The 12,639-nt window shown below is 72.2% G+C and carries 13 protein-coding genes; 9 read left to right on the top strand and 4 right to left on the bottom strand.

Going from position 1 to position 12,639, the window contains the following annotated elements; translation table 11 throughout:
- Positions 1 to 23 precede the first annotated feature (23 nt).
- The 3 genes from J7I97_RS26695 (at position 24) to J7I97_RS26685 (ending at position 2,260) form a co-directional block, all read left to right on the top strand.
- A complete protein-coding gene (locus J7I97_RS26695; RefSeq protein ID WP_214939426.1) occupies positions 24 to 809 on the top strand; it encodes an exodeoxyribonuclease III in 786 nt (261 codons plus the stop codon).
- Positions 810 to 924: 115 nt separating this feature from the next.
- Positions 925 to 1,365, top strand: a complete 441-nt coding sequence (locus tag J7I97_RS26690) for a DUF6278 family protein (RefSeq protein WP_214939423.1) — start codon at positions 925 to 927, stop codon at positions 1,363 to 1,365.
- 151 nt (positions 1,366 to 1,516) lie between these two features.
- Entirely contained in the window at positions 1,517 to 2,260 is a 744-nt protein-coding gene (locus J7I97_RS26685; protein WP_214939421.1) for an amino acid ABC transporter ATP-binding protein, read from the top strand.
- Positions 2,261 to 2,413: 153 nt separating this feature from the next.
- Here J7I97_RS26685 and J7I97_RS26680 read toward each other — a convergent pair whose 3' ends face one another.
- Both J7I97_RS26680 and J7I97_RS40020 read right to left on the bottom strand, forming a co-directional pair.
- Positions 2,414 to 4,003: a CocE/NonD family hydrolase gene (locus J7I97_RS26680; protein WP_214939418.1), complete on the bottom strand. Its 1,590-nt coding sequence runs from the start codon at positions 4,001 to 4,003 to the stop codon at positions 2,414 to 2,416.
- Between the two features lie 144 nt (positions 4,004 to 4,147).
- Positions 4,148 to 4,696 carry a L,D-transpeptidase gene (locus J7I97_RS40020; RefSeq protein WP_308378371.1) on the bottom strand — a complete coding sequence of 183 codons (549 nt, stop codon included), beginning with the start codon at positions 4,694 to 4,696 and terminating at the stop codon, positions 4,148 to 4,150.
- On the opposite strand from J7I97_RS40020, the gene murJ reads away from it, so the two are divergent.
- From murJ to J7I97_RS26660, 3 genes are all read left to right on the top strand, one after another.
- A complete protein-coding gene (murJ, locus tag J7I97_RS26670; protein WP_308369405.1) occupies positions 4,611 to 6,290 on the top strand; it encodes a murein biosynthesis integral membrane protein MurJ in 1,680 nt (559 codons plus the stop codon). The two genes, J7I97_RS40020 and murJ, sit on opposite strands and share 86 nt — an antisense overlap.
- Positions 6,291 to 6,329: 39 nt before the next feature.
- Positions 6,330 to 6,992 carry a response regulator transcription factor gene (locus tag J7I97_RS39655; RefSeq protein WP_285441183.1) on the top strand — a complete coding sequence of 221 codons (663 nt, stop codon included), beginning with the start codon at positions 6,330 to 6,332 and terminating at the stop codon, positions 6,990 to 6,992.
- Between the two features lie 99 nt (positions 6,993 to 7,091).
- Positions 7,092 to 8,351 (top strand): cytochrome P450, encoded by a 1,260-nt coding sequence (locus J7I97_RS26660; RefSeq protein ID WP_214939409.1) that lies wholly within the window; start codon positions 7,092 to 7,094, stop codon positions 8,349 to 8,351.
- Here J7I97_RS26660 and J7I97_RS26655 read toward each other — a convergent pair.
- Complete coding sequence (locus tag J7I97_RS26655) at positions 8,311 to 9,036, bottom strand: hypothetical protein (protein ID WP_214939406.1); 726 nt, start codon at positions 9,034 to 9,036, stop codon at positions 8,311 to 8,313. The two genes, J7I97_RS26660 and J7I97_RS26655, sit on opposite strands and share 41 nt — an antisense overlap.
- Before the next feature lie 174 nt (positions 9,037 to 9,210).
- Between J7I97_RS26655 and ggt the strand changes: the two genes are divergently transcribed.
- Positions 9,211 to 11,010 carry a gamma-glutamyltransferase gene (gene ggt, locus J7I97_RS26650; protein ID WP_214939403.1) on the top strand — a complete coding sequence of 600 codons (1,800 nt, stop codon included), beginning with the start codon at positions 9,211 to 9,213 and terminating at the stop codon, positions 11,008 to 11,010.
- A gap of 14 nt (positions 11,011 to 11,024) precedes the next feature.
- Here the strand turns inward: ggt and map are convergent, their stop codons facing one another.
- A complete protein-coding gene (gene map / locus J7I97_RS26645) occupies positions 11,025 to 11,792 on the bottom strand; it encodes a type I methionyl aminopeptidase (protein ID WP_214939400.1) in 768 nt (255 codons plus the stop codon).
- Between the two features lie 64 nt (positions 11,793 to 11,856).
- Here map and J7I97_RS26640 point away from each other — a divergent pair, with 64 nt between their 5' ends.
- Complete coding sequence (locus tag J7I97_RS26640; protein ID WP_214939397.1) at positions 11,857 to 12,108, top strand: helix-turn-helix domain-containing protein; 252 nt, start codon at positions 11,857 to 11,859, stop codon at positions 12,106 to 12,108.
- Between the two features lie 172 nt (positions 12,109 to 12,280).
- The gene (locus J7I97_RS26635) at positions 12,281 to 12,529 is read left to right on the top strand and encodes a hypothetical protein (RefSeq protein ID WP_214939394.1); all 249 of its coding nucleotides are present in this window, start codon (positions 12,281 to 12,283) and stop codon (positions 12,527 to 12,529) included.
- Positions 12,530 to 12,639: the final 110 nt, after the last annotated feature.

Here is a 12,639-nt window from a genome sequence, read left to right as displayed (position 1 = left end):
TGCCGGGCGGTAGGTTGGGACGCATGCGTATCGCCACGTTCAACGTCAACTCGATCACCGCCCGGCTGCCGCGCCTGCTCGCCTGGCTGGAGAGCTCCGGCACGGATGTCCTGTGCGTCCAGGAGACCAAGTGCTCCGCGGAGCAGTTCCCGCACGCCGAGCTGCGCGAGCTGGGCTACGAGTCGGCCGTCAACGCCACCGGCAGGTGGAACGGCGTGGCCCTGGTCTCGAAGGTCGGCCTCGACGATATCGTGCTCGGGCTGGCCGACGGGCCCCACTACGAGGGCGTCCAGGAGCCCCGCGCCATCTCCGCGACCTGCGGCGGGGTGCGCCTCTGGTCGGTGTACGTGCCGAACGGCCGCGAGGTCGAGCACGACCACTACGGCTACAAGCTGGACTGGTTCCGCTCCCTGACCACCGCCATCGCCGAAGACGCGGCCGGCCCGCGCCCGTTCGCGGTGCTCGGCGACTTCAATGTGGCCCCGACCGACGAGGACGTCTACGACCCGGCCGTCTTCGCGGGCCTCACCCACGTCACCCCGGCCGAGCGAGCCGCCCTGGAGGCGCTGCGGGCGGCCGGGCTCTCCGATGTGCTGCCGCGCCCGCTCAAGTACGACCGCCCGTACACGTACTGGGACTACCGCCAGCTCGCCTTCCCCAAGAACCGGGGCATGCGCATCGACCTGGTGTACGGCAACGAGCCCTTCACCAAGGCGGTCACCGACGCCTACGTGGACCGCGAGGAGCGCAAGGGCAAGGGCGCCTCCGACCACGCTCCGGTCGTCGTCGACCTGGACATGGAGCAGTAGTCCTGGAGTAGTAGTCCGGAGCGGTAGGCCCGACGGGAGCAGCCGGCGGATCCGGCCCGGCCGGTCCAGGCGCGTCCTGTGGCCAGCGGCGGATCCTGGTGCCAGGCTGGAGCGTATGAACATCCCCTTCCTGGACCACTGGCTGAACCGGCACGAGGCGGACCGGGGCGCGGGGATCGCCGCCGCCATCGCGGAGGACCCCGAGGGTGTCAGTGAACTGTTCTCGGAATGCGAGATGCTGCGCGTCCAGGCGCGGGCGGCCGGGCTGGAACTCGACGAGAGCCCGGCCTCGTTGGAGGCGCTCGACCAGCTGATGCCCCGCTGGCGGCGGGACCCCGAGGCCGTGCCCTGGCTGGGCAACGACGCCGGTTTCTACCTGGGGACCGTGATCGTCCGCACCATCCCGGGGGCGGGCTGGCAGGTGTGGCCGAACGGCCACCCGATGATCCGTCTGGCCTCGGGACGCGAACTGAACGTGGTCGAGTCGGGGGTGTCCTGGGCGATGACCGGATCCCCCGAGCTCTGCCAGGCGTACGCGGAGGCCTCCGAGGGCTAGGGGGTGTCCGGCGGAAACCCCGACGAGTCCCGGCGCGCCTGGCGCGCCCGATGTGCTTTATGTGGCCTTTAGGCGTGTCGCCGTGAAGTGCCCTTCCGCGGCTGGTTAGTTTGCGCTGACCTGGAACGCCGACAAGTGGGCAGGGCAGCGTATGGCCGTCGATCCGTTGATCGAGCTGCGGGACGTCAACAAGCACTACGGGGACTTGCACGTCCTCCAGGACATTAACCTCGCCGTCAGCCGCGGGGAGGTGGTGGTGGTCATCGGCCCCTCCGGCTCCGGGAAATCCACCCTCTGCCGGACCATCAACCGGCTGGAGACCATCGAGTCGGGCACGATCCTGCTTGAGGGGCAGCCGCTGCCGGCCGAGGGCAAGGAGCTGGCCAAGCTGCGCGCCGACGTCGGCATGGTCTTCCAGTCCTTCAACCTCTTCGCGCACAAGACCGTCCTGGCCAATGTCTCCCTCGCGCAGATCAAGGTCAGGAAGCGGAAGAAGGAGGACGCCGACAAGCGCTCCCGGGAACTGCTGGAGCGGGTCGGCCTCGCCGACCAGGCGGAGAAGTACCCCGCCCAGCTCTCCGGCGGCCAGCAGCAGCGCGTGGCCATCGCCCGGGCCCTGGCCATGAACCCCCAGGCGCTGCTGTTCGACGAGCCCACCTCGGCGCTCGACCCGGAAATGATCAACGAGGTGCTGGAGGTCATGCGGCAGCTCGCCGCCGAAGGCATGACCATGGTCGTGGTCACCCACGAGATGGGCTTCGCCCGCTCCGCCGCCAACCGCGTGGTGTTCATGTCCGACGGGAAGATCGTCGAGGACCGAACCCCTGAGGAGTTCTTCACCCGCCCAGAGAGCGACCGGGCCAAGGACTTCCTCTCCAAGATCCTCAAGCATTGAGGGGCGCCCTGGTTCGCGGCCTGGACGGCGGGATGCCAGCGGCGCAGCGTGAAGACCGAGGCGGTCGAAGCCGCCCCGGCCGAACCGAGACCGGTGCTGCCGGGCACACGCCGGTGGTTCCGACGAGCCACCCTGCCCGGCAGCAGCCGCGGATCACTGCTCGCGCAGTGGCACCGAGACGTACGAGGGGTCGGTGCGAGGCGAGGAGAAGGTCAGCTGCGCGCCGGTGGGGTTGTGCTCGACGTACAGCGGGTCGACGGTGTCGATGACGAGCGCGAGGCGGTGGCCCGCGGGTACGTCGTAGGCGGTGGAGAAGAGGCCCAGGTCCACGCCGAATCCCTGCCCCGGGGTCTTGCCGTGGAAGGTGTAGGGGGCGTTGCTGACGAGTTTGCCGATGCCGAGGGGGCCCACGTCGTAGAGGTACGCGACGAACGTGCCGTCGGACTTGGTGGGCGTGACGGTGGTGTGCAGCGTGACCGTGCCGCGGATCCGGCGGGCCTCGTCGTAGCGCTGCGACTGCCAGACGGCGGCGAAGGCGCGGGGGAGGAGCGGGATGGAGGCGGCCGGGGGCGTCCTGAAGAACTGGTCGAGGGCGCTGGACAGGAGCACGATGCCGCCGTTGGCGCCGGAGTCGATGTTGGCGTAGAGGTGTTCGCTGTCGGAGAGGGCGAGCTTCTCGGTGCCGCCGGAGCCGACCGACTTCCAGTCGGGATAGCCCTCGTACCCGTCGTCGCTACGGGATTTGATCTGCACCGGGGCCTCGCTGTCGACCCCGTTGCGCTCGCCCTTGAGGTAGCGGTCGAACCAGCGGTGTGCGTTGGTCCAGGTGTCGTTGGGCAGGCCGAACAGGCCGGTGCCCTCGGCGGTGGCGTGGTCGCCCGGCCGGAACTCCAGCCGTTTGGGGCCGGTCAGCTTCTCGTAGAAGGCGGCGTACTGGTTGGGCGGGAAGATGGTGTCGCCCCACGCGTTGCCCAGCATGATCGCGGCGCCGTTGGTGTTGATCTGGTCGATCTTCTCCGACGGTGAGCGCTTCTTGCCCCACTCGATCATCTCCGCCTCCCGGTCCAGATTCGAGCCGAGGAAGTCGCGCAGGAGCTGCTGGAGTTCGGGGCCGGGGCGGCCGGTGAGGTAGCCGGCGGCGCCGAGCAGTCCGGCGGCCTGGCGGTGCTGGGTCCGCCCCGAGTAGATGGACTCGATGAGGTCGGCCCAGCCGCTGAGCGCCACCACGGCCTTGATGCGCGGATCGTGCGCGGAGGCCAGCAGGCTGATGCCGGCGCCGTACGAGACGCCGCCCAGGCCGATGTGCTCGGCGTCGGCTGGGGTGGTGGCGAGGGCCCAGTCGATGACGGCGGAGACGTCGGCGGTGTCCCGCGGGCCGGCCGTCTCGATCTCGCCGCCGGATAGCCAGAAGCCGCGGGAGGTGTAACTGACCACGACATAGCCGGAGTCGGCGAGCTTCTTGGCTTGCGCGATGTATTCGATCTGCGGCATGCCCCAGCTGGTGGGGAGCACGATCAGCGGGTACTTCTGGCCGGCCCTGGCGCCCGCCGGGGTGAAGACGTTGCCCTTGAGGGTGATGCCGCCGGAGCCCGGGATGTCGTGGAAGGTCAGCTCCGACGCGCTGGACGCGGCGGCTGCGGCGGTGAACGCGGGCGCCGCCTGGGCCTGGTGGGGGGACAGGCCCAGGGCGGTCGCCGCCAGTACGGCTGCCACGACTGCTGCGGTGCTGGTGGTGCGGACCATCAATCGCTCCTCGCGTGCGCCGGTGTCAAAGTGACCCGACGGTAACCGGAGGGCCTTACTGGAGGTAACCCATCAGTAAGTTACGCGCTGGTAACGATTGGGTGAGAGTCAGGCTATGGCCGGGCGATAGCCGGCTCCGGTATGTCAGCCGTTCTGCGAGGCGGCGTTGAGCGCGCTCCTGGCCTTCCAGTCGTCCCACGACAGGTTCCACTCGCCGTAGCCGTTGCCGATGTCCGCCTTGCCCTTGGAGCCGCTGCCCACGACCTCGAAGAGGTCGCCGGCCTGGACGCTCTCGTAGAAGGCGGCCGCGTTGGCGTCGCTCATGCCCACACAGCCCGAACTGGTATTGGCGCTGCCGAAGTTGCCCGAGTTCCACGGCGCGGCGTGCACGTACATGCCCGACCAGGCATGCCCTCGGAGCGGACGAATACGACATGCGCGGGGTACCCTCCACCCTCGACCCCGACGAACGTTCCTTCGGACTGCTGCGCTGGAAGCTCGGTACCGGCGGGCGGGTCGTCGAAACGCTCGGCGAGTGGGAGACACCGATGGACGGATACGCCAACACGGCCCTCTACAAGGCGTTCCAGGCCTACCTGGCCGGCCGGTGACCACCACCGACACCCGGCCGGCCGCCCCCGGCGCGCCCGCGGCGCCGCCGAAGGCCTCCGTGCTGCGCAGTGGCGTGCTCATGGCCGCGGGCTCCATCGTCTCCCGCGCTACCGGCTTCGTCCGCTCCGCGGTCGTCGTCGCCGCACTCGGCACCGGACTGCTCGGCGACAGCTACGCCGTCTCCAACACCGTCCCGAACATCCTGTACATGCTGCTCATCGGCGGCGCGCTCAACGCCGTCTTCGTGCCCGAGCTGGTCCGGGCCGCCAAGGAGCACGAGGACGGCGGAGCGGCGTACACCGACCGGCTGCTCACCGCCTGCACGGCCGCGCTCGTGGTGCTCACCGCCGTCGCCGTGCTGGCAGCGCCGCTGATCGTGTCCACGTACACCGATTACGACGGTGCGCAGGCGAGCACCACCGTGGCCCTGGCCCGGTACTGCCTGCCGCAGATCCTCTTCTACGGGCTGTTCACCCTGCTCGGCCAAGTACTGAACGCCCGCGGCCGGTTCGGCGCGATGATGTGGACCCCCGTCCTCAACAACCTCGTGATCATCGGGGTCTTCGGGCTCTTCCTGCACCTGTCCCACGACGCGACGGACGGCCTGACCGCCGCCGAGACCCGGCTGCTCGGCCTCGGCACCACCGCCGGCATCGTCATCCAGGCCCTCGCGCTGATCCCCTCGCTGCGCGCCGCCCGCTTCCGCTGGCGGCCACGCTTCGACTGGCGCGGCAAGGGCCTTTCCCGCCCCCTGCGCAACGCGGGCTGGCTGGTGATGCTCGTCTTCACCAACCAGATCGGCTACTGGGTCGTGACCCGGCTCTCCACCACCACCGGACAGCGCGCCGTCGAGGCGGGCCTCGCCGGCGGCGCCGGCTACACCGCCTACAGCAACGCCTACCAGCTGTGGATCGTCCCGCAGGGCATCATCACCGTCTCTCTTGTGACCGCCCTGATGCCCCGGATGAGCTCGGCCGCCACCGACGGCGACCTCGCCGCGGTGCGCCGCGACATCTCGTACGCCCTGCGCTCCAGCGCCGCCCTCGTCGTCCCCGCCGCCGCGGTCTTCGCCGCCCTCGCCCCCTGGGTGATGGGCGGCGTCTTCGAGTACGGGCGCACCCGCGCCGCCGACATCGAGGTCATGGCGGGCATGCTCATGGCCTTCGCGCCCGGCCTGATCGCCTTCTCCGGCCAGTACGTCCTCTCGCGCGGGTTCTACGCCCTCTCGGACACCCGGACCCCCTTCTTCCTGAACCTGGTCATCGCCGCCCTGAACGCCGCGCTCTCGGCCGCCGCCTACCTGCTGCTGCCCCCCCGCTGGGCGGTCACCGGGATGGCCGGCGCGTACTCCGTCGCGCTGTTCGCGGGCCTCGCGGTCACCGCGTACACCCTCGCCCGGCGGCTCGGCCCCCGCGCGGGCACGCGCGACGGACGCCGCACCAACGTGCTGGGCACCCACCTGCGGCTACTGGCCGCCTGCGCCCCGGCGGCCGCCGCCGGGTACGCGGCCGCCCGCGCCGCCGACGGCCTCGGCAACCTCGCCGCCGCCGGAGCGGGAACCGCGGTCATCGCCCTCGTCGTCGTCCTTCTCGCCAGGCCGCTGCGCCTGACCGAGATCACCGACCTGCTCGGCTCTTCCCTCGGCCGCAAGACGGGCCGCAAGACGGGCCGCTAGCGGGAGGAACCGCCCCGAACCACCTTGGATGCCGACCGGATGCCACGCGTACTGCTGATCGAGGACGACCCTTCCATCCGCGAAGGCGTGGGCCTGGGCCTGCGCCGCCGCGGCCACGAGGTGAGCGCCGCCGAGACCGGCGAGGCGGGCCTCGGCCTGATGGCGGGCTTCCGCCCCGAACTGGTGCTGCTCGACCTCATGCTGCCCGGGATCAACGGCGTACAGGTCTGCCGCCGGATCCGCGAGACCAGCCAGGTCCCGATCATCATGCTCACCGCACGCGGCGACGACTTCGACATCGTCGTCGGCCTGGAGGCCGGGGCCGACGACTACATCGTCAAGCCCGCCCGCACCGAGGTCATCGAGGCCCGCATCAGGGCCGTGCTGCGCCGCCTCAGCGCCCCCGCCGGCCGCCCGGCGAAGGCCGCCGGCCTGGGCACCCGGCTGCCGGAGCTGAACGCGGAGCAGCTCTCGGCGCTGGATGTCAGCTCGCGGTCGGGCTCGGACTCGGGCTCGGGCTCGGGCTCGGACTCGGACCCGGTGCTGGAGGTCCGGCTGCCGGTCAAGGTCGGGGACCTGTCCTCCGCCGCCCGCCGGCAGGTGGTGTGCACCGTGCTGTCGACCAGCGGGTCGCAGTACCGGGCGGTGCTGCGCGGCCCGGACACCGCCCTCGACCCGGCCGACTGCGACACAGGGCCCTGACCCCACCCCTTGCGGGCCGTCCACCTGCGAGGCGTGCGAGGCGTCTCCTTGCGGGCCGTCCTCTTGCGTGGCGGCCGTTCCTGCCGCCACCGTGGCCCCATGGACCCCGCCGCGGACGCCCCCGACGTCTTCGACCCCCGCATCTACGCCGAGGGCATCCCGTACGAGCGCTACCGGCTGCTGCGCGACCGGCACCCGGTGGCCCGGCAGGAGGAGCCGGAGATCCTGGGCTGGCCCGCCGGCCCCGGTTTCTGGGCCGTCACCCGGCACGCCGACGTCGTCCGGGTCCTGCGCGACCACGCCACGTACTCCTCCTGGCTCGGCGCCACCCAGATCCGCGACCCCGACCCGGCCGACCTGCCCTTCCTGCGCCGCACCATGCTCAACCAGGACCCTCCCGGCCACGGGCGACTGCGCCGGCTGGTCGCCCGGGCCTTCACCCCGGCCCGCGTCGACGCCTTCGCCGGCCGCGTCCGCGAGCGGGCCCGTACGCTGCTCGCCGCCGCCCGCGAGAAGGCCGAGGACGGGGCCGCCGACCTGGTCTCCGCCGTCACCGACGAGTACGCGCTGCTCAACCTGACCGACCTGCTGGGCGTCCCGGCCGCCGACCGGGGCCTGCTGCTGGAGTGGACCGTACGGGTCATCGGCTACCAGGATCCCGAGGACGCGCCCGCGCCCCTGCTCGGCCCGGACGGCAAGCCCCTCAACCCGCGCTCCCCGGCGCTGCTGGGCGAGATGTTCTCGTACGCCCGCGAACTGGCCGCCCACAAGCGGGCCCACCCGGGCGACGACGTGATGACCGCCCTCGCCGAGGCCGGACTGGACCCGGCCGAGCTGGAGATGTTCTTCTTCCTGCTCACCGTCGCGGGCAACGACACCGTACGCAGTGCCGCGCCCGGCGGGCTGCTCGCCCTGGCCGACGATCCGGACGCCTACCGTCAACTCGCCGACGGGCGGGCCCCGATGGACCGCGCCGTGGACGAACTCCTGCGCGTCCACCCGCCGGTGCTCAGCTTCCGCCGCACGGCCGCCGTGGACACCGAACTCGCCGGACGCCGCATCCGGGCCGGAGACAAGGTGGTGGTCTTCCACGCCTCCGCCAACCACGACGAGCGCGTCTTCACCCGCCCGGACCGGCTCGACCTCGGCCGGGCGCCCAACCCGCACGTCTCCTTCGGCGACGGCCCGCACGTCTGCCTAGGCGCGCACTTCGCCCGGCTCCAGCTGCGCACCTTCTACGAGGAGTGGCGCACTGCCATGCCCGCACCCGAACTCGCGGGCCCACCCCGGCGGTTGGTGTCCAACTTCATCAACGGGATCACGCGGCTGCCGGTACGGGTGTCTGGGCGCCGCGGGTGACGTCCGCGACCAGCTCGGTCACGTCCGGCCCGTAGGCATCGGAGTTGATCACCTTCAGCAGGAGGCAGAAGGAATTCCCACCGAACTTGCGCGCCAACTGCACGTGATGCCGGGCCAGATAGCGGGCGGCGGCCTGGTTGCTGTTCGCGGTCTGCCCGGACAGCAGGAACACCGGTCGGGCGCCGTGCCCGTTCGTCAGCCGGGCCAGCAGCACGTATTCCACGGCGCCCTTCTCCCAGCGGTAGGCCTCCCCGCCGATCTCGATGGCACCGCGGTCCGGGCCGGGAGCGCTGGTGGTGTCCACGCGCACGCCCGGCAGCAGGGAGTTGAGATGGGCCGCCGTACGGGCGTTGGAGACGGGCCCGCCGACACAGAACTCGGCCCGCTCGCCGAAGCCCTGGCGGGCCCCGTCGTGCGTGACGATCTGCAGGTTCGCCCCGCAGTCCTTGATCAGCGCGGAGAGCTCCAGCAGCGCGAAGGTGTCGCTGCGGTGCACCGAGCCATCGGTGCCGCCCATTTGACGGTTCACCACGAACAGACAGTCCGAGCCGTTCGGCAGTCCGAAGAAAGCCTGCTTGCGGCGCAGGGCGCGGCGCCACAGGTAGGTCCGGGCGAACCACCCGAATCCGCCGCTGACGCCCGTGGCTATCACCCCGAGCACGATGTTGCGCACGTCGTCGTCCATGCGCCGGATGCTAGGGCATCCGGCGCATGCTGAAGCCGGACTCCGAGCTCGCCGCCGGGCGACGGAGCCTCCCCGTCAGGAGGCTGTCGCGGCCGGGGCGCGTGCCGCGACAGCCTCCTGACGGGAGGGCGGGGCGGCCGCTAGGCTCGGCGGACGCTGCCACTGGAGGTCCGGATGCACCGTCCCGTCGCCCGCACGTTACCGATGCTCGCCCTCGCCGCGGCCCTCGTCTCGACCGGCGCCGCCGCCCCGCCGTCGGCGGCCTCCACCCCCGCGAAGGTCCCCGTCGCCGCCGGATACGGCGGGGCCGTCGCCAGCGTCGACGCCGATGCCTCCGCGGCCGGAATCGCGGTCCTGCGCTCCGGCGGCAACGCCGTGGACGCCGCGGTCGCCACCGCCGCCGCACTCGGGGTCACCGAGCCGTACTCGGCCGGCATCGGCGGGGGCGGCTACTTCGTCTACTACGACGCCGCGTCCCGCCGGGTGCACACCATCGACGGCCGCGAGACCGCGCCCGCGTCGGCCACCGCCACGCTCTTCCAGGAGAACGGCGTCCCCATCCCCTTCGCCGAGGGCCAGACCAGCGGCCGCGGGGTCGGCGTCCCCGGTACCCCGGCGACCTGGGAGAGCGCTCTGGACGCCTGGGGTTCGCGGCCCCTCGGCCAACTCCTCAAGCCCGCCGAGAAGCTGGCGCGCGACGGATTCACCGTCGACAGCACCTTCCGGGCCCAGACGGAGCTCAACCAGGACCGGTTCAAGGACTTCCCGGACACCGGAAAACTGTTCCTGCCGGGCGGGGCCCTCCCGGTGGTCGGCTCCACGTTCAAGAACCCCGACCTGGCCGCCACCTACGCCGAGCTCCGCCGCAAGGGCGCCAGCGCGCTCTACCGGGGTCCGATCGCCGAGGACATCGTCAACGCCGTGCGCACACCGCCGGTCGACCCGGCCGCGACCCGGAAGGTCCGGTCCGGCGACCTGACCACCGCCGACCTGCGCGCGTACGAGACCAAGCGGCAGGCCCCGACCCGGGTCGGCTACCGAGGCCTGGACGTGTACAGCATGGCCCCGTCCTCCTCCGGCGGCACCACCGTCGGCGAGGCGCTGAACATCCTGGAGCGCACCGACCTCGGCTCGCTCTCCGAGGCGCAGTACCTGCACCGGTTCATCGAGGCCTCGCGGATCTCCTTCGCCGACCGGGGCCGCTGGGTAGGGGACCCGGCCTTCGAGCAGGTCCCCACGCGCGAGCTGCTGACGCAGCGGTACGCGGACTCGCGCGCCTGCCTGATCAGGCCGGACCGGGCGCTGACCAGCCCGCTGGCCCCCGGCGACCCGCGTCACCCGGCGCCCTGCGCCACCGCCGGCCAGGCCGCGCCGACCACGTACGAGGGCGAGAACACCACCCACCTGACGGTCGCCGACCGGTGGGGCAACGTGGTGTCGTACACCCTGACCATCGAGTCCACGGGCGGCAGCGCGATCACCGTGCCCGGGCGCGGCTTCCTGCTCAACAACGAGCTGACCGACTTCTCCTTCGCCCCGGCCTTCCCCGGCGTCCCGGACCCGAACCTGCCCGGACCGGGCAAGCGGCCGCGCTCGTCCATGTCACCGACCATCGTGCTGGAACACGGGCGTCCCGTCCTCGCGGTCGGCTCCCCGGGCGGGGCCACCATCATCACCACCGTCCTCCAGACCCTGATCGGGCATCTGGACCGGGGCCTGCCGCTGGTCGACGCCATCGCCGCACCGCGGGCCAGTCAGCGCAACCAGACCACCACCGAGCTGGAGCCGGGCCTGTGGAACAGCCCGGTGCGCGCCGAACTGGAGGCGATCGGCCAGGGCTTCCGGCAGAACCCGGAGATCGGCGCCGCCACCGGCGTCCAGCGCCTGCCGGACGGGCGCTGGCTGGCCGCGGCCGAGACGAGCCGGCGCGGCGGCGGCTCGGCGATGGTGGTCCACCCGCACGGGCACCCGTAGGACCTCCGGGGCACCTACGGTGCGGTGAGGATCCTCGGGCCGTCGGCGGTGATCGCGACCGTGTGCTCCGCATGCGCGGCGCGGCTGCCGTCGACGGTCCGCAGGGTCCAGCCGTCGCCGTCGCACCGGTAGTCGTCCGTGCCGCCCGCGATCAGCATCGGCTCGATCGCGATGACCATGCCGGGGCGCAGCTTCATGCCGCGACCGGGCGGGCCCTCGTTGGGCACGCCCGGGTCCTCGTGCATGGTGCGGCCGACGCCGTGTCCGCCGAAGCCGTCCGGGATGCCGTATCCCGCGGCGCGGCAGACCGTGCCGACGGCGTGGGCGATGTCGCCGATCTTGTTTCCGGGCACGGCGGCGGCGATCCCGGCCGCGAGGGCCGCCTCGGCGGTCTCGATCAGGCGCAGATCGGCGGGGCGGGCCTGCCCGACCGTGAAGCTGATCGCGGCGTCGCCGACCCAGCCCCCGAGCTCGGCCCCGCAGTCGATGCTGACCAGGTCGCCGTCGCGCAGCCGGTAGCCGTCGGGGATGCCGTGCACGATCGCGTCGTTGACCGAGGCGCACACCACCGCCGGAAAGGGCACCGGCGCGAACCGCGGCCGGTAGCCGAGGAAGGGCGAGGTCGCGCCGGCCTCGCGGAGCACCCCGCGGGCCACCTCGTCCAGCTCCAGCAGGGAGATGCCCACCCGCGCGCTGTCCCGTACGGCGGCCAGGGCCCGGGCGACCACCCGGCCGGGGGCGCGCATCTCGTCGATCGACTGTTCTGTCTTCAGTTCCACCATGCCAATAACTATACCGGTATAACTTTAACGGGATAGTTATTGGGGCGCGGGGTAGGATGGGGGCATGGTCCGTACCCCTCTCACCCCTGAAGAGCGCGAGCGCGGCGAGCGTCTGGGCGCGCTGCTGCGCGAGGCGCGCGGCGGCCGCAGCATGGTCGAGGTCGCGGCCAGCGCCGGGCTCTCGGCCGAGACCCTCCGCAAGATCGAGACCGGCCGGGCCCCTACCCCTGCCTTCTTCACGGTCGCCGCCGTGGCCGAGGCGCTCGGGCTCTCGCTGGACGACGTGCTGCGGCGCTGCGCCTTCGTCCCGGTCTGAGGCGCCGGTTCGGGGGCCGGTTCGGTGCCGGTTCGGGGTGCCCGGCGAGTGCGCCCGCGCTGACGTGCCGATCGGCTGATTGGCGGCCCGGGCCTGCCGTTCGGGCGGGCTCGGGCGGCCGAACGGCCCAATCGGGGGTGGGATCGCCGGGGCGCGGGGCAAGCGTGAAGGCGTGTCAGCCAAGAACGCATCGAACGCATCGAAGCAACTCGGTCTCGGAGTCGTCGGCGCCCTCCTCGCGGGCGGCCTGCTGCTCGCCGCCTGTGCCGTCCCCGAAGGGCAGGTACGTGCCAAACACCCGGGCGATGCGGTCTTCCGCCCCCCGGGCTCCGTCGCCGACCGCACCCAGGTCCAGCACGCGAAGCAGGGGGTCCCCGCGTCGGTAGGGAGCCGCGAGACCCGGCCTGCCGGGCGCTCCTGAAGAACCGATACGCCTCGCTCGACCGACGGCGAGGACGCCCCCGCGCGGCGTGACGGGCGGGCTCAGGGGGCTTTGGCGGGGGCGGGGGCCCTAGCTCCGTTCTTCGCGGG

The sequence above is a fragment of the Streptomyces sp. ISL-87 genome, from assembly GCF_018614095.1.
In the GTDB taxonomy this organism is placed as follows: Bacteria; Actinomycetota; Actinomycetes; order Streptomycetales; family Streptomycetaceae; genus Streptomyces.
This window is presented reverse-complemented; position numbering and strand designations above follow the sequence as displayed.

Coding starts and splice junctions, on each gene's coding strand:
- J7I97_RS26695 (WP_214939426.1), top strand. CDS start 24: ATGCGTATCGCCACGTTCAACGTCAACTCGATCACCGCCCGGCTGCCG.
- J7I97_RS26690 (WP_214939423.1), top strand. CDS start 925: ATGAACATCCCCTTCCTGGACCACTGGCTGAACCGGCACGAGGCGGAC.
- J7I97_RS26685 (WP_214939421.1), top strand. CDS start 1,517: ATGGCCGTCGATCCGTTGATCGAGCTGCGGGACGTCAACAAGCACTAC.
- J7I97_RS26680 (WP_214939418.1), bottom strand. CDS start 4,003: ATGGTCCGCACCACCAGCACCGCAGCAGTCGTGGCAGCCGTACTGGCG.
- J7I97_RS40020 (WP_308378371.1), bottom strand. CDS start 4,696: ATGAGCACGCCACTGCGCAGCACGGAGGCCTTCGGCGGCGCCGCGGGC.
- J7I97_RS39655 (WP_285441183.1), top strand. CDS start 6,330: ATGCCACGCGTACTGCTGATCGAGGACGACCCTTCCATCCGCGAAGGC.
- J7I97_RS26660 (WP_214939409.1), top strand. CDS start 7,092: ATGGACCCCGCCGCGGACGCCCCCGACGTCTTCGACCCCCGCATCTAC.
- J7I97_RS26655 (WP_214939406.1), bottom strand. CDS start 9,036: ATGGACGACGACGTGCGCAACATCGTGCTCGGGGTGATAGCCACGGGC.
- ggt (WP_214939403.1), top strand. CDS start 9,211: ATGCACCGTCCCGTCGCCCGCACGTTACCGATGCTCGCCCTCGCCGCG.
- map (WP_214939400.1), bottom strand. CDS start 11,792: ATGGTGGAACTGAAGACAGAACAGTCGATCGACGAGATGCGCGCCCCC.
- J7I97_RS26640 (WP_214939397.1), top strand. CDS start 11,857: ATGGTCCGTACCCCTCTCACCCCTGAAGAGCGCGAGCGCGGCGAGCGT.